The following is a 17,006-nucleotide window of genomic DNA, read 5'->3' as shown; positions in this document are numbered from 1 at the left end:
GTAAAAGTATTGATTTCACGATTAAGACAATCATATCTTAATTGATTTTCAAAAAGAAATATTTTATGAGATAATACGCTATTTAAACAGCCCATTGAATGAATATATGCAATAAATGCTGCACAAAATTACATATTTTTTCCGGGTTCATAATCACTTTAATAAGTGATAAGTGAAGTGGTAATCATCCTTTATCACTAAAAAAAAAATAGCTATTGGCTAAATTGTATCTTTGTCGAAATTTTTTCAATGACCAAAAAAGTAACACCTTACAAGAATTCGGATTTAGGAAAAAAGGAACAGGTTACCCGAATGTTCGACAAGATTTCGGGGAATTATGATGGTTTAAATAGAGTGATTTCCTTTGGTATTGATATAAAATGGAGAAAACGGGTAGTGGCCATCCTAAAGCAAAAACAACCTGACCTAATATTGGATATTGCCACAGGAACGGGGGATTTGGCCATCAACCTGGTTAAAACCGGGGCACATAAGATCGTTGGTTTGGACATTTCCCCAGGTATGTTGGAAGTGGGAAAGAAAAAGGTACATGACAAAAAGTTGGACCAAACCATAGAGATGATAGAAGGCGATAGTGAAAATCTACCTTTCGACAATGATACCTTTGATGCCGTAACCGTAGCCTTCGGGGTCCGTAATTTCGAGACCCTTGAAAAAGGACTTGCCGAAATACATAGGGTGTTGAAGCCCGAGGGCACATTTGTAGTTTTAGAAACCTCGGTGCCCACAAAATCACCATACAAACAAGGGTATGTATTTTATACCAAATATATGCTACCGAAAATAGGTAGGCTGTTCTCCAAAGATGATTCTGCATATGCGTATCTGAGTAAATCGGCTTCCGTTTTCCCACATGGCCAGAAGTTCAACAATATTTTACGTAAAATCGGGTTTATAGATGTAGTGAACAAACCGCAAACCTTTGGGGTTGCATCTATTTATATAGCCACAAAATAAACTATGAGAAAATTAGTATTGATCCTGATCGGCATGGTTTTTTTAAACCAATCGATAACGGCCCAATTTAACGAAGATCCTGTCATTAATTTGGAGAATGAGGATGAACCCTTATTGAATTGGGGATATTTCCTGGGATTTAACCAATATGACTTTAAATTCGATTACAAAAACGATGCCCGCCATGTTCTGGTAGACAAGTCCTTTGGATTTAATGTTGGCCTTATCGGGGAAATGCGTATCAATGAGTTTTTGGATGTACGTTTTGAACCTGGCCTCTTATACAACTCAAGAACCTTAGGTTTCCCTGGTTTTACTGAAGAAAATGACGCCATTAGAGAGGTGAAGTCCACATACATCAATTTTCCTTTATTATTAAAAGTAAATACACGAAGAATCGGGAATTGGAAGCCCTTTTTAATCGGGGGCGCCTCAACTTCCTTGAATTTAGGAAGTAATGAAGATAGTTTGGATGATAACTCCGGAGGTACCTTCAGAATGAAAAAAATGGTCTACAATTACGAGTTGGGATTCGGAATAGATTTTTATCTGGAATACTTTAAGTTTACGCCGTCCATACGGGGTGTTTTTGCCTTAAGTGATGAATTGGTGCCCGATAACGACCCTAACAGCCCTTGGACCAGCAATATTGATGCAATGCGAACACGTGGCCTCTTTATTAATTTCACTTTTGAATAATAATCAGTGGCTAGCTGTTTGCTGCTCGCACTACTTTTAAATTCTTCTTATTTCGTTTAAAAAAATAGCTGCCGCTGTGGCAACATTAAGGCTTTCTGTTTGCCTACCACCAAATTGGGGTATACTGATCTTTTTATCTATCTTGTTCTTGATCTCATTCGAAATTCCATTGGCCTCATTTCCCATGACCAGTATTCCTTTTTGGGGTAATTTTATGGTATAGACAGGTTCACCATCCATAAAAGTACCATAAACTAGCCCTTTAAAGTCAGTAATGAATTGAAGCAAATCGGTATATACAATATTAACGCGAGCTATAGAACCCATGGTAGCTTGCAACACTTTGGGATTAAAACAGTCTACCGTGTTTTCCGAACATACCAAATGTTGAATTCCAAACCAATCGCAAAGCCTTATAATGGTACCTAAATTTCCTGGATCCCTAATATCATCCAACGCCAAAATCCATTCACGATCATCGATGGGTTTTATATCGGGGAATTTAAATATCGCCAATACTTTATTGGGGGTCTTGAGGTTACTTATTTTTTTTAATTCAGCTTCTGAAATCAACTCGATCCCAACCTGATCCGCTTGGATCAGTGCTGCGTCCGTAGTATAGAGTTTGTGTGGTTCAAAATTTGAATCCAAGAGCTCTTGAACGGTCTTTAATCCTTCAACCAAGAACATCCCATGTTGATTTCGGTACTTTTTTTGCTGTAGGCTTTTTATAAACTTTATTTGGCTTTTACCAACCATACAAATAATGTATTTTTGATTTCTATGAGGATAGAGTTTCGTATCAAAAACCCCAGTGCTAAAATAAGCTTATTATTTTTTGCCATTGTACTTGCCTCATGCAATACCTTAAAGCGGGTCGATGATAATGAACTCCTTCTCATGAAAAACACCATTTATGCGGATGAGGACAAAGTAAGGAACGAGGATATACAAAGCCTTATCATTCAAAATCCCAACAGCACCCTATTAGGTTATCCGTTACGATTGAATTTATATAATCTCGCCAAACAAAATCCGGATTCTTCCTTTCAAAATTGGTTATATAAAAAGGAGAAAAGAAAGGGGCGCTTGGTAAAATTGCTCTCTGAAAAGCAAGTCGGCCGACTGGGGGAATCCTTTTTGGTCAAGGGCATGAGCGAATGGTTAAAGAATATCGGTGAACCTCCAACCATTATCGATACTTCCGATAGTAGGAGAACCTTAGAAAGATTAAAGGCGTATTACAGTACCAAGGGGTATTTCAACAATAACACGACCTACGTCGTCGATACCTTGAAACGGCCAAAAAGAGCTGAAATCGACTATAAGATCACCTTAGGAAAACCCTATATGATCGATACCATTTCAGATCGGATTTCTTCCAAAGTCGTCGATTCGATCTATCAATTGAATAAGGCGCAATCTTTGATAAAAATAGGCCAACAATTTGATTTGACCAATTTTGACAATGAACGCCAGCGATTAACGTCGATTTTTCGAAATTCGGGAATACGAAATTTTCAAGAGAGTTCGATCAACTATGCAATCACTCGGGATTCTACAAAGGCTGGGGATGACCAGGATATGGCCATTGACTTGAATATTGACAACCTGCGTCTTAGAAGTAATAATGACATGACTACTTCCGAATATAAAATTGAAACGTTCAAGAAAATAAACATTTATACCGATTATCTCCATAATGGAGAAGATGAAGAATTCAATACTGTTGAATATAAGGGATATACTATTCACTATAAAGATAAATTAGGGTTAAATCCCAAAACTCTGACCGATGCCATATTTTTTGAAAAAGACAGTATTTATAGGGAATTAAATAGATCTAGGACGTATAGGCAGATTACGAATCTCAATGTATTTAAATACCCCTCAATAGCCTTTGAGACCGATACCACGCGTACAGGACTTACCGCCAATATCTATTTAACCGAAAAGCCTAAGTACCAGTTGGGTATGGATCTGGACGTTTCCCACTCGAATATTCAACAGGTAGGTTTAACATTTAGCCCGTCTTTACAGGCCCGTAATCTATTTAAAGGGGCTGAAAACCTCAGTTTAACAGGAAGGCTGAATGTAGGGTCTTCTAACGACCAAAGTATTACAGCAACCGATAATCGATTTTTTAACTTATTGGAGTTTGGGGCCGATATTAACTTGACCTTTCCAAGAATATGGTTTCCATTTGTAAATACAGGCAAATTGATTCCGAATTACACCCTGCCTAAAACCCGTCTTTCTTTAGGGACCAGTTTTCAAAAAAATATAGGACTGGACAAACAAACCTTGAATAGTATTTTAGGATATAATTGGTCTCCGAATGACCATAAAAAACATACTGTGGAACTTCTGAATATCCAATTTGTCAACAATGTAAATCCAGATAGATTCTTTTATGTTTACGAAAGCACCTATGAAAGTTTAGACGAAATAGCGGATTCCTATGATGATGCAACCGAATACCCAGAACTCGCTAATGATTTTGAGACCAGTGATAATAGCGATGATCCGGAATTGGTAATACCTGATGGGGCCAATGATTTTATAAACGCAATTATTAATGGCACGGTCTCCTCTACAAGTGATGATTATGACAACGTACGAAGTATAAAAGAAAGAAGAGATCGCCTAACGGAGAACAACCTTATTTTCTCGACAAATTATTCTTTTAACAAGAACAACAGAAACGGTATCACCGATAATAGCTTTCATCGGTTTCGTTGGAAAGTCGAAAGCGCAGGGAACCTGCTTTCGGCCTTGTCCTATGTTGTTCCCTTTAATGAAGACGACGATGGGGACCTACTTGTCTTTAGCGTTCCCTACTCCCAGTATATTAAAACGGAATTCGATTATATAAAATATTGGGACCTGAGTCGATCGAACGTATTGGCATTTCGAAGTTTCTTTGGTATAGCCGTACCTTATGGCAATTCGGACAACATTCCCTTTGTTCGGAGTTATTTTGCCGGGGGATCAAATGACAATAGGGCCTGGAACCCTTATTCCCTGGGTCCCGGGAAATCAGATGAAACCAATGATTTTAACGAAGCTAACCTAAAATTAGCCTTAAACCTGGAATACAGATTTCCTGTGGTAGGTGATATAAAAGGGGCCCTATTCGCCGATGCAGGTAACATATGGAACGTATTCGATAACGAGGATGACCCTGACAAAACCTTTAATGGTATAGATTCCCTCACCGATATCGCTTTGGGCACAGGTTTTGGAATACGCTACGACTTCACCTATTTTTTAATCAGGGTAGATCTTGGTTTTAAAACCTATAATCCTGCGGAAGAAAATTCAAAAAGATGGTTCAGGGACTATAATTTTGCCAATTCGGTATTACAAATAGGTATAAACTATCCGTTTTAGACCTAATTATTTATTACTTTTGTGCTTCACTTTTTAAGAATTTAAAGACCAAATAATTATGGCCCATAATATTAAGCCCGGTGTAGCCACCGGAGACCAAGTTCAGGAAATTTTCAACTATGCAAAGAAAAAAGGATTCGCTTTACCAGGAGTAAACGTTATAGGATCAAATACTATAAACGGGGTATTGGAAACCGCAGCGACCCTTAACGCACCTGTGATAGTACAATTTTCAAATGGCGGAGCACAATTCAACGCAGGTAAAGGCTTATCGAATGATGGACAGCGGGCTGCCGTACTTGGAGCCATTGCTGGTGCGAAACACGTTCATCAATTGGCCGAGGCTTATGGTGCCACGGTAATCTTACATACAGACCACTGTGCAAAAAAATTATTACCTTGGATAGACGGTATGCTAGATGCGAGTGAAAAACATTATGCCGAAACCGGCAAACCTTTATTCAGCTCCCATATGATCGACCTTTCGGAAGAGCCAATTGAAGAAAATATCGAAATCTGCAAAGGGTACCTTAAGAGAATGAGCAAAATGGGCATGACCTTGGAAATAGAATTGGGAATTACAGGAGGTGAGGAAGATGGCGTTGACAATTCCGATGTAGATGACTCCAAATTATATACCCAACCAGAAGAAGTAGCCTATGCCTATGAAGAACTTTCAAAAGTAAGTCCTAGGTTTACGATTGCAGCAGCCTTTGGCAATGTACATGGGGTATATAAGCCAGGGAACGTAAAATTAACGCCCAAAATCCTAAAGAACTCACAAGAATACATTACTAAAAAATATGGCGTAAAGCACAATTATATCGATTTTGTATTCCATGGTGGATCTGGGTCTACCGTAGAGGAAATCAGGGAGGCCATTGGTTATGGTGTCATTAAAATGAACATCGATACCGATTTACAATATGCCTTCTTGGCAGGTGTAAGGGATTATGTTCAGGATAAAAAGGATTTTCTACAATCACAGATTGGCAATCCCAATGGACCTGATGAGCCCAACAAAAAATATTACGACCCGAGGGTTTGGTTGCGTGAAGGTGAAAAGACATTTGTCGAGCGTTTGAAAAAAGCATTTGAAGACCTTAATAATGTAAATACACTATAAGAATAGAAGAGTTTAACCCAATATGGAAGATATGTCGTTGTGGTTCAAAAGAAAAGAAAAAGGAATTCAGACTGCCACTGAGCAGAAAAAAGATACGCCAAGAGGCTTGTGGTATAAATCTCCCACAGGTAAGATCGTTGAATCGGAGGAATTGGCTAAAAACTTTTATGTCAGTCCTGAGGATGACTATCATGTTCGGATCGGAAGCAAGGAATATTTCGAAATACTTTTCGACGACAATAAATTCACCGAATTGGATGTCAAATTGCACTCAAAAGATCCCCTTAAATTTACCGATACCAAGAAATACACTGATCGTTTAAAGGCGGCCCAAAAGAAAACCGGACTTAAAGATGCCGTACGAACTGGTTATGGCAAATCCATGGGAAAGTATATTGTCATTTCCTGTATGGATTTTAGTTTTATCGGGGGTTCTATGGGTAGCGTTGTAGGTGAGAAGATCGTAAGGGGAATTGATTATGCCATTAAAAAGAAAGTACCTTTTGTAATGATTTCAAAATCCGGTGGTGCTCGAATGATGGAAGCGGCATTATCATTAATGCAATTGGCCAAGACCTCCGCAAAACTGGCACAATTGGCCGAAGCTGAATTGCCTTATATCTCATTATGTACCGATCCAACAACTGGGGGCACCACGGCTTCTTATGCGATGTTGGGCGATATCAATATTTCGGAACCCGGTGCTTTGATCGGTTTCGCAGGACCTAGGGTAGTATTGGAAGCAACTGGAAAAGAATTGCCTGAAGGTTTCCAAACATCGGAGTTTGTGCAGGAACACGGCTTCTTGGATTTCATTACCCATAGAAGGGACTTAAAAAAGAAAATCAATCTCTATATCGATTTGATTCAAAACAATCCGATTAGGAAATAATAAAAAAGCCCTGACCAGATTGTCAGGGCTTTTTATATTCACAACAAACTTTATTTAATAAACCTCCGTAAGAATATTTCTTCAGATTCCCCATTCGGATAGGTAAGAATACCTTTTGCATCGCAACTTCCATCACCAAAATCAAGGGTAACCGTTGTTTCATTTCTTGATATTTCCAAAATACCACTTACAATAAACCTACAGGACATTTCCCTTCTTAAGGGGACAATCGTTTCTTTCATAAAAACGTTTTCTAATTTTCCAATATAGGTTCCTTTCCCTGAGATCAAGAAAACATTATCACCCCAATAACCAGATCCATAACCTTCAATCCATTCGCGGGTTCTATTGGCCGTGAAATTGGCAGTAGTACCATCGGGCCATGTTCCACTGAAACCAGCTTCAGCATCTGACTGAGGATTACCACTATCGTTACTTCTGGTCCTTACAATTGATGCACTACCCTCAACTGCAACACTATTGAAAGTGAAATTTTCCAAGGACATACTCAAGGTCTTTGTAGCTAGATCCATATCCTTTAAATAACTAAGATAAATGATTCCGCTAAGCACATTACCATTTGGCAGTTCGCAACCCTCACCAAAATCAATGGTCTTCTCTTTGGTGGTGCTGTTAACCACCGTGGTAATCGTAACACAATCGGGTAGGTAATCGGAAATATAATTGGCTTTAGAGGTAACGATGATTTCATCCGTTGCATAAATTTCTTCACCAATAGTTATAACATCTTCCACAATCAAATCCGTTTCGTCACTGAATTTGAGTTCTGTTGCGGTAATAGCTCCTTCCTCGGACATATCCGTGGAATCATCTTTGTCACAGGAAACCAAAACCAATATTGCCAAAAGCAATGATCCCGTGAAGTTCACTTTTTTAAAACTTTTTTTCATAATAACATTTTTTTAACATTTATAGTTTGACAAGGAAAAGATCAAAAGGTTTAATGTTGTTTTAAAAAAAGAATACTCTACCGCACGAAACAAAAAATATTCCTATCTTTGCGCCCTGATTGAAAATCAATCAAATACATAAAAATCATTTAAAACAATATTGGAATGTATTTAACCAAAGAGATAAAAGCCGAAATATTCAAGAAACACGGCGGAAAAGAAGACAATACAGGTTCAACGGAAGGGCAGATTGCTTTGTTTACACATCGCATCAACCATTTGACCGGTCACCTAAAAAGCAACCACAAAGATTATAACACCGAACGTTCATTGGTAAGACTTGTAGGTAAAAGAAGAAGTCTTTTGGATTACTTGAAAAAGAAGGATATTGTAAAATATCGTGAACTTATCAAAGAATTGAATATTAGAAAATAAGAAATAAGGGGAAGCTGGGCTTCCCCTTTTTAATATACTCCTAAGTCCAGGATCCAAAAAAGGGCAAATTCAAAAAGCTGCACACAGTTTTTCATTGGTCAACACACAACAACACAACACAATCCGACCAGAAAGCATGGCGGATAGACCATTGTTTAATAAACCTGAATGAATCAGGTTTTAAATCGAATTTATGATTCCAAAAGTATTTAGAGAGGTCATTGACCTTGGTGACGGTAGGGAAATTTCTATCGAAACCGGAAAATTGGCAAAACAAGCCCATGGTTCTGTTGTTGTCCAGTCAGGAAAATGTATGTTATTATGTACAGTTGTTTCCAATTACAAACAAAGCGATGTAGATTTCTTACCGTTAACGGTAGATTATCGTGAAAAATTCGCTGCATCTGGGCGTTACCCAGGTGGATTCTTCAAGAGAGAGGCAAGACCAAGTGATGGAGAAGTATTGACCATGCGTTTGGTCGATAGGGTTTTACGCCCATTATTTCCAAAAGATTATCATTCTGAAACCCAGGTGATGATTCAATTGATGTCCCATGACGAAAATGTCATGCCAGATGCAATGGCAGGTTTGGCAGCATCCGCGGCAATTCAATTATCAGATTTTCCATTTGAATGTGCTATTTCCGAGGCACGGGTTGGTCGTGTGAATGGGGAATTTATCATTAACCCCACAAGAGCACAATTAGTAGAAAGTGATATCGATATGATGATAGGGGCGTCTGCCGATTCTGTTATGATGGTAGAAGGTGAAATGGGGGAAATCTCAGAAGAAGAAATGGTCGAGGCCATTAAATTTGCCCACGAAGCTATCAAGGTACAATGTGCAGCCCAAATAAAATTGGCTGAAGCCTTTGGTAAAAAAGAGGTTCGTGAGTACGAGACAGAAAGCGAAAATGAGGATTTGGCCAAAAAAATACATGAAATGGCTTATGACAAGGTTTACGCTGTCGCGAAAGCTGGATCTGCCAAACATGATAGAAGTGCGGCATTTGAAGAAATTAAAAATGATCTCATAGCTACCTTTTCTGAAGAGGAATTAGTCGAGTTCGGAGGATTGATATCAAAATATTACAGTAAAGCTGAAAAGGCCGCTGTTCGTGACCTTACTTTAAATGAAGGATTGCGTTTAGATGGCAGAAAAACAGATGAGATCAGACCTATATGGTGTGAGGTGGATTATTTGCCTTCTACACATGGTTCTGCCATATTTACAAGGGGTGAGACCCAGGCATTGGCCACAGTAACCTTAGGAACCTCAAGGGAAGCCAATCAAATTGATATGCCATCTTATGAAGGTGAGGAAACATTTTACCTTCATTATAACTTCCCTCCTTTCTCAACCGGTGAAGCAAGACCCATAAGAGGTACATCCCGTAGGGAAGTAGGTCATGGTAATTTGGCGCAAAGGGCTTTGAAAGGAATGATTCCTGCCGATTGTCCCTATACCGTTCGTGTTGTTTCAGAGGTACTGGAATCTAACGGTTCTTCGTCTATGGCAACTGTATGTTCAGGAACCATGGCTTTGATGGATGCTGGTGTTCAACTAAAGAAACCTGTCTCTGGTATTGCCATGGGACTTATTTCTGATAGTGATTCTGGGAAATATGCGGTGTTATCCGATATTCTGGGTGATGAAGATCACTTGGGTGATATGGACTTTAAAGTTACAGGTACCGCAGATGGTATAACCGCTTGCCAAATGGATATCAAAGTAAAAGGATTGTCGTATGAAATTCTTGTAAAAGCTTTGAAACAAGCCCAAGCAGGTCGTTTACATATATTGACAAAGCTTACCGATACCATTGCCGCACCAAATGCAGACGTTAAGTCCCACGCACCGAAAATGGTGACAAGGACCATACCTAATGAGTTTATTGGTGCTTTGATCGGGCCAGGAGGTAAAGTCATACAGGAATTGCAAAAAGCCACAAATACGACTATCGTTATCAATGAAGATCCTGTTACAGAAGAAGGTATTGTAGAGATCCTTGGAACTGGTCAAGAAGGTATAGATGCAGTATTGGCGAAAATAGATTCTATATTATTTAAGCCTAAAGTTGGTAGCGTGTATGAAGTGAAGGTCATCAAGATGTTGGATTTTGGTGCTGTTGTTGAATATATGGATGCCCCTGGAAATGAAGTTTTACTTCATGTTTCCGAATTGGCATGGGAACGAACCGAAAATGTCAGTGATGTTGTAAACATGGGTGACGTTTTTGATGTGAAATATTTAGGTACAGATCCAAGAACAAGAAAAGAGAAAGTTTCCCGTAAGGCACTTTTACCAAAACCAGAAGGTTTTGTGGAAAGACCACCACGTAGCAATGATCGAAATCGCGGTAGGGACGACCGTCGCGGAAGAGACAATAGGGACCGTAAACCAAGAAGGGATTAAACCTTAAGTCTAATATATTTTAAGCCCTGACGGTACCGTCAGGGCTTTTTTTGTATTAAAGTGAAAGAATCCTAACCGACAAATCATTTTTCTAGAATAACAGTACCAATAAATTGCACCTTTGAAGGTATGCCAAAGTCTACATCTACATTTGAAACTAGCTCCAAAGTAATCTTTTCATTGGTAATGTCCACGATTTTCAAACCATCTATGGGAAACTCTTCAACGGAATGAAAAATTGTCAACGTCCAAGGGTTCATTGAAATCGGATATCCCAAAAACTCATCATCACTGAAAACCAACTTATTATTATCTATTTTCCATTTACCATCCTGGGTAAACTCATCTGAACGGGTCAGCATGGTATGACGAGGAAGGTTGGGATCTATTGAAGTACCTAAATAACCACCCTCGGCTTTGAAAGTGCCATCATCCTGAAATGTTACGCTCATTGAGATATTTGTAGCACGACATATCGAATTGGCATATCTCAAATCCCAGTCATCATCCGATCTAGTATTATCTAATCGAGAAGCACTGTACTCGTAGAAAGTTAGTTGATAGGTACCGTTTATCCGCTGTTGTTCGGGCAGACCTTCAGTTGAGTGATCCGATAATCTGGAAGAATAAATTACAATCGACCACAATACGCAAATTAAATACAATGATTTCATAAGACTAGTATTTTACCGCAGTGTTGGTATATATTAATAAAATAAGTTTTAGACCAATAAAGTCAGGACCAACACATGAGGTGTAATTACCACTTAATGTCAAGGAGTCCTAAAAGGTTAACAATGCAGTAGGGAGATAGAAAGCATCCTCGAAAGTTCTCCTACCATTAAATATAGAAGTTTTTCCTCCCTTTTGTAACATTTCAGTCTTTTTTACGTATAAGTATATGCAGTCTATGCAACTCGAACTTAAATATTGTAGATGAGACAGCTTAAAATTACAAAACAGGTTACCAATAGGGAAACCGCATCTTTGGACAAGTACTTGCAAGAAATTGGCAAAGTAGATTTGATTACCGCAGATGAAGAAGTAGAATTGGCACAACGCATCAAGGCAGGCGACCAGATCGCTCTTGAAAAACTCACAAAGGCCAATCTTCGATTCGTGGTGTCGGTCGCCAAACAGTACCAAAACCAAGGACTTACTTTGCCTGATTTGATCAATGAAGGAAACTTGGGATTGATCAAAGCGGCACAACGATTTGACGAAACCCGTGGATTTAAATTTATCTCCTACGCCGTATGGTGGATTCGTCAATCCATTTTACAAGCATTGGCAGAGCAATCGCGTATTGTACGTTTGCCTCTGAACAAGATTGGATCGATCAACAAAATCAACAAGACTTTTGCATTTTTGGAGCAAGCGCATGAAAGAATGCCTTCTGCCGAGGAAATCGCCAAGGAATTGGATATGACCGTTGAGGATGTTAAACAATCCTTGAAGAATTCAGGTCGTCACGTATCTATGGACGCTCCTTTGATTGCTGGTGAGGATTCAAACCTTTATGACGTACTTCGTAGTGGCGAATCTCCAAACCCAGATCGGGAACTATTACATGAATCATTGCGCACAGAAATTGAACGTGCATTGGAAACCTTAACCCCTAGGGAGGCAGATGTTATTCGTCTTTATTTCGGTTTGGCAGGACAACATTCAATGACCTTAGAGGAAATTGGTGAAACTTTCGATTTAACAAGGGAAAGGGTTCGTCAAATCAAGGAAAAAGCGATCCGACGTCTAAAACACACTTCAAGAAGTAAAATTTTAAAGACCTATTTAGGATAGGTCAATTGCACTATTAACAATGTTAAATTCTCCTTAAATTGGAAATTTGGCATATATATTGTAATTTTATAGTTAACAACAGTTTATCATGACTGTTCGTTTTTTGATTGATGAATAAACTCCGGCTGATTACCGGAGTTTTTTCATTTCATACACTTCCAAATCCATCAAAACAGATTTATCACCTTGAAATAAGACAACACTATTTATCAGCGATTTTCAGAACGTCAAACCTGTTAATGAATTCACAAAAAGGCGTATCTGTAACAATAGTAGCTTTATCCAGGCTACCTGGCAAATTATCTTTAGAGCACTAATAAGTTGTCTAATTATAAAATAAATACAATGGAAGAACAAATGGAACAAGTGATAAGTATGCCTAGAATTGGTGATGCCGCCCCAGAGTTTAAAGCAGTGACCACTCAAGGTGATATTAATTTCCCAGCGGATTATAAAGGAAATTGGGTGATTCTATTCAGCCATCCCGCTGACTTTACCCCCGTATGTACGTCAGAGTTTATGACTTTCGCTACCATGGATGAGAAGTTCAATAAAGCCAATTGCAAACTTGTTGGCCTTTCAATCGATGGTCTTTATAGCCATATTGCATGGTTACGTACCATCAAGGAAAAAATCGAATACAAAGGAATGAAGGATGTCGAGGTCAACTTTCCTTTGATTGAGGATATTACCATGAATGTTGCGAAAAAATATGGAATGATCCAACCTAACGAAGATTCTACCAAAGCTGTTAGGGCTGTATTTTTCATTGACCCTAAAGGAATAATAAGGGCAATCATCTACTATCCTTTAAGTTTGGGAAGAAATTTTGACGAACTCTACCGAGTAATCATCGCGCTGCAGGCAGCTGATGAGTTTGGAGTAGCGACCCCAGCAGACTGGTACCCGGGCGATGACGTAATCATTGGCCCAGCAGGTTCTTGCGGAACCGCCAAAGACAGAATGGAAGATAGTGATATTGATTGCAAAGATTGGTTCTTCTGTACAAAAAAACTAGATAAGGATACTGTTTTGGACAAAGTGCTTAGAAAATAGTATTGCAAAGGTCAATCCTTCTATATCAAAAACAAAAAGGCAATGGGATTTATACCTATTACCTTTTTGTTTTTATAGTAAGTTCAAATTCCCTATATTTCCTTAAACTTAGAATTATCCCATTGCTTTTAATGGATCCCAAACGACAACTTATGATATAATCATATGCCTACTATGGACAACGAACAACCAAACAATCCGCTACATGGCGTAAAACTAATGGATATTTTAGAATATCTCACCCAAAAATACACATGGGAAGAATTGGCCAATCAAGTAAATATCAATTGTTTTAAAAGTAATCCTTCTGTAAAATCATCACTCATTTTTTTGAGAAAAACACCATGGGCAAGAGAAAAAGTAGAACGACTATATTTACACTCTATCCGCGATTAAATGCCTCTCAATATTGTTCTTATAGAACCTGAAATACCTAACAATACCGGTAATATTGGTCGGCTTGCTTTGGCATCGGGTGCAAACCTACATCTGGTAAAACCCTTTGGTTTTCAGATAAATGATAAGAGATTAAAACGTGCAGGGTTGGACTATTGGCCCCATATATCACTGTTCATTTATGAAAGCATCGCTGATTTTCAGTCAAAACACAAAGACAAGAATTTGGTTTATTTTTCGAGCCATGGGAAAAAAGACCATTGGTCTATAAACTATGAGGACAATATGTTTCTAGTGTTTGGAAAGGAATCCGTTGGCCTACCCAATGCCTTAACCGAACCCAATACGGACAAACTTTATAAAATACCGCTATACAGTCCACACATACGAAGTCTAAACTTGGCCAATGCCGTGAGCATTGTCGTTTATGAAGGTTTAAAACATATTTCGTAATGCGGGAAAGGGAATCCCCTGCTTCGAAAATTTCAAGATGTCAGTTAGAAATTGGCGATTTCTAAAAGTTATTCCCTCATTTTAGATAAAACCCGAGGCATTGAAAACGACAGCAAATCATTACTTTTACATAAACTTCTTGCGAATAAACTATGAGTCACATTAAAATTGCCCCTTCATTGCTCGCTGCCGATTTTGGCAATTTGCAACGAGACGTCGAAATGGTTAACCAAAGTGAGGCCGATTGGCATCATATCGATATTATGGATGGTGTTTTTGTTCCCAACATATCGTATGGCATGCCTGTGGTTAAAACGATTCAAAGGCATGCTACCAAACCCCTCGATGTGCATTTGATGATCGTTGATCCGGACAGGTACATCAAAACCTTTGCAGATTTAGGCGCCAGTGTGCTAAGTGTGCATTATGAGGCGTGCAACCACCTTCATCGCACCCTGCAGGCCATAAAAGCAGAAGGAATGAAAGCTGGGGTAGCGATTAACCCGCACACGAATATCAGTTTATTAGAGGACACCATTAAGGATATTGATTTGGTATGTCTTATGAGTGTTAATCCTGGTTTTGGAGGACAGTCCTTTATTGTGAACACCTATGAAAAAATTAGATCACTCAAAGCATTGATAAATGGTAAAAGTGCAAAAACACTGATTGAAATAGACGGAGGTGTTACTTCAAAAAACGCAAAGGCCTTGGTAGATGCCGGAGCCGATGTTTTGGTTGCCGGTAGTTTTGTCTTCAAAAGTGATAATCCAACACAAACGATTCATGAATTAAAGGAACTTGTTTACTAATGGATCATTTTGATATTGTAATTGTTGGAGGTGGCCCTATTGGTATTGCATGTGGGTTGGAAGCCAAAAAGAACGGACTAAGTTATATAATCTTAGAAAAGGGTACTATTGTAAATTCACTCTACAACTACCCCGTAAATATGCAATTCTTCTCCTCTTCGGATTTACTGGAAATAGATCAAATTCCTTTTATCAGCAATGAAGCCAAACCCAAAAGGAACGAAGCCTTGGAGTATTATCGAAGAATAGTTACCAGCAATAACTTAAAAATAAATCTTTTTGAGAAGGTGGAAGCGGTTAATAAGGTCGATTCCGGCTTTGAAATCGTTACGGACAAACGAAATTACAAAGCATCCAATGTGATTATAGCGACAGGATTCTACGATATACCCAATCTACTGGATATTCCCGGTGAAAAATTGGATAAGGTATCCCATTATTATAAAGACCCACATTTTTATGCCAGTCAAAAATTGGCTGTCATAGGGGGAAGTAATTCTGCCATAGATGCGGCACTGGAATGTTATCGAAAAGGTGCGGAAGTGACACTGATCATTCGTGAACCTGAAGTAGGTCAACGTGTTAAATACTGGGTTCGGCCCGATATTATAAATCGTATTAAGGAAGGAAGTATCAAGGCCTATTTCAATGCCAATGTTAAAGAAATCCATCCTGACAAGTTATTGATAGCGACAGAAGACGGAGTAATTGAATTGGAAAATGACTTTGTACTTGCCTTGACTGGCTATCGACCAAATTTCACTTTTCTTGAAAAATTGGGGATTCAGCTTTCGCCAGATGAAAAAAGACTTCCCCAATACAACCAAGAAACTATGGAGACCAATATTAAAGGGCTCTATTTAGCTGGGGTTATTTGCGGAGGGATGGAAACCCATAAATGGTTTATAGAAAACTCCCGAATCCATGCACTGATGATCATCAATGCGATCAAGGCCAATAAAAATGGCAATATACCTACTTGAAATTTAGGGACTAACTGATTGGGATTGGCTGGCGCCTATCCCTAAAGGCTCCGCCTTGAAAGTCAAAAAGGCCCAAAACCATACCGGGATTGGCGGGCGCCTTTCCCTAAAGGCTCCGCCTTGAAAGTCAACATACCACAAAACCATACCGGGATTGGCTGGCGCCTTTCCCTAAAGGCTCCGCCTTGAAAGTCAACAAACCACAAAACCATACCGGGATTGGCTGGCGCCTTTCCCTAAAGGCTCCGCCTTGAAAGTCAACATACCACAAAACCATACCGGGATTGGCTGGCGCCTTTCCCTAAAGGCTCCGCCTTGAAAGTCAAAAAGACCCAAAACCATACCGGGATTGGCTGGCGCCTTTCCCTTAAGGCTCCGCCTTGAAAGTCAAAAAGGCCCAAAATCATACCGGGATTGGCTGGCGCCTTTCCCTTAAGGCTCCGCCTTGAAAGTCAACATAGCACAAAACCATACCGGGATTGGCTCCCGCCTTTCCCTAAAGGCTCCGCCTTGAAAGTCAAAAAGGCCCAAAACCATACCGGGATTGGCTGGCGCCTTTCCCTAAAGGCTCCGCCTTGAAAGTCAACATACCACAAAACAATACCGGGATTGGCTGGCGCCTTTCCCTAAAGGCTCCGCCTTGAAAGTCAACATAC

At 39.2% G+C, this 17,006-nt stretch carries 16 protein-coding genes; 13 read left to right on the top strand and 3 right to left on the bottom strand.

The genetic code is table 11. From position 1 onward, the window contains the following. Positions 1–249 precede the first annotated feature (249 nt). Both ubiE and porT read left to right on the top strand, forming a co-directional pair. Positions 250–978: a bifunctional demethylmenaquinone methyltransferase/2-methoxy-6-polyprenyl-1,4-benzoquinol methylase UbiE gene (ubiE, locus tag HPE63_RS17540; RefSeq protein WP_188315612.1), complete on the top strand. Its 729-nt coding sequence runs from the start codon at positions 250–252 to the stop codon at positions 976–978. A 3-nt stretch (positions 979–981) separates the two neighbouring features. Then, positions 982–1,677, top strand: coding sequence for a type IX secretion/gliding motility protein PorT/SprT (gene porT / locus HPE63_RS17535; RefSeq protein ID WP_188315611.1), 696 nt, complete (start codon positions 982–984; stop codon positions 1,675–1,677). Positions 1,678–1,713: 36 nt separating this feature from the next. Here porT and HPE63_RS17530 read toward each other — a convergent pair whose 3' ends face one another. Beyond that, complete coding sequence (locus tag HPE63_RS17530; protein ID WP_188315610.1) at positions 1,714–2,436, bottom strand: TrmH family RNA methyltransferase; 723 nt, start codon at positions 2,434–2,436, stop codon at positions 1,714–1,716. A gap of 24 nt (positions 2,437–2,460) precedes the next feature. Here HPE63_RS17530 and tamL point away from each other — a divergent pair, with 24 nt between their 5' ends. The 3 genes from tamL to accD are packed head-to-tail and all read left to right on the top strand — an operon-like array spanning position 2,461 to position 7,088. Continuing rightward, the gene (gene tamL / locus HPE63_RS17525; RefSeq protein WP_188315609.1) at positions 2,461–5,070 is read left to right on the top strand and encodes a translocation and assembly module lipoprotein TamL; all 2,610 of its coding nucleotides are present in this window, start codon (positions 2,461–2,463) and stop codon (positions 5,068–5,070) included. Between the two features lie 58 nt (positions 5,071–5,128). Continuing rightward, positions 5,129–6,196 carry a class II fructose-bisphosphate aldolase gene (gene fbaA / locus HPE63_RS17520; protein ID WP_188315608.1) on the top strand — a complete coding sequence of 356 codons (1,068 nt, stop codon included), beginning with the start codon at positions 5,129–5,131 and terminating at the stop codon, positions 6,194–6,196. A 31-nt stretch (positions 6,197–6,227) separates the two neighbouring features. Beyond that, entirely contained in the window at positions 6,228–7,088 is an 861-nt protein-coding gene (gene accD, locus HPE63_RS17515) for an acetyl-CoA carboxylase, carboxyltransferase subunit beta (RefSeq protein WP_188315607.1), read from the top strand. Between the two features lie 50 nt (positions 7,089–7,138). Here accD and HPE63_RS17510 read toward each other — a convergent pair whose 3' ends face one another. Further along, entirely contained in the window at positions 7,139–7,999 is an 861-nt protein-coding gene (locus tag HPE63_RS17510; RefSeq protein ID WP_188315606.1) for a hypothetical protein, read from the bottom strand. Between the two features lie 165 nt (positions 8,000–8,164). Between HPE63_RS17510 and rpsO the strand changes: the two genes are divergently transcribed. Both rpsO and HPE63_RS17500 read left to right on the top strand, forming a co-directional pair. Next, a complete protein-coding gene (gene rpsO / locus HPE63_RS17505) occupies positions 8,165–8,434 on the top strand; it encodes a 30S ribosomal protein S15 (protein ID WP_188315605.1) in 270 nt (89 codons plus the stop codon). Between the two features lie 193 nt (positions 8,435–8,627). Next, the gene (locus tag HPE63_RS17500) at positions 8,628–10,850 is read left to right on the top strand and encodes a polyribonucleotide nucleotidyltransferase (RefSeq protein ID WP_188315604.1); all 2,223 of its coding nucleotides are present in this window, start codon (positions 8,628–8,630) and stop codon (positions 10,848–10,850) included. 83 nt (positions 10,851–10,933) lie between these two features. Here HPE63_RS17500 and HPE63_RS17495 read toward each other — a convergent pair whose 3' ends face one another. After that, positions 10,934–11,524, bottom strand: coding sequence for a hypothetical protein (locus tag HPE63_RS17495; protein ID WP_188315603.1), 591 nt, complete (start codon positions 11,522–11,524; stop codon positions 10,934–10,936). A gap of 262 nt (positions 11,525–11,786) precedes the next feature. Between HPE63_RS17495 and HPE63_RS17490 the strand changes: the two genes are divergently transcribed. The 6 genes from HPE63_RS17490 (at position 11,787) to HPE63_RS17465 (ending at position 16,350) form a co-directional block, all read left to right on the top strand. Further along, positions 11,787–12,650: a sigma-70 family RNA polymerase sigma factor gene (locus HPE63_RS17490; protein WP_013304569.1), complete on the top strand. Its 864-nt coding sequence runs from the start codon at positions 11,787–11,789 to the stop codon at positions 12,648–12,650. A gap of 345 nt (positions 12,651–12,995) precedes the next feature. Then, entirely contained in the window at positions 12,996–13,706 is a 711-nt protein-coding gene (locus HPE63_RS17485; protein WP_188315602.1) for a peroxiredoxin, read from the top strand. A 174-nt stretch (positions 13,707–13,880) separates the two neighbouring features. Next, entirely contained in the window at positions 13,881–14,102 is a 222-nt protein-coding gene (locus HPE63_RS17480; RefSeq protein ID WP_188315601.1) for a VF530 family protein, read from the top strand. After that, a complete protein-coding gene (locus tag HPE63_RS17475; protein ID WP_188315600.1) occupies positions 14,103–14,555 on the top strand; it encodes a tRNA (cytidine(34)-2'-O)-methyltransferase in 453 nt (150 codons plus the stop codon). It begins immediately after the preceding gene. 152 nt (positions 14,556–14,707) lie between these two features. Next, complete coding sequence (gene rpe / locus HPE63_RS17470) at positions 14,708–15,367, top strand: ribulose-phosphate 3-epimerase (RefSeq protein WP_188315599.1); 660 nt, start codon at positions 14,708–14,710, stop codon at positions 15,365–15,367. Next, positions 15,367–16,350, top strand: a complete 984-nt coding sequence (locus tag HPE63_RS17465) for a YpdA family putative bacillithiol disulfide reductase (RefSeq protein ID WP_188315598.1) — start codon at positions 15,367–15,369, stop codon at positions 16,348–16,350. Before rpe ends, HPE63_RS17465 begins: the two co-directional genes overlap by 1 nt. Positions 16,351–17,006: the final 656 nt, after the last annotated feature.

It is taken from the genome of Maribacter arenosus (assembly GCF_014610845.1).
Classification (GTDB): Bacteria; Bacteroidota; Bacteroidia; order Flavobacteriales; family Flavobacteriaceae; genus Maribacter_A; species Maribacter_A arenosus.
Note: the sequence above shows the minus strand (reverse complement) of the source record. Positions and strands in the feature narration are given on the sequence as shown.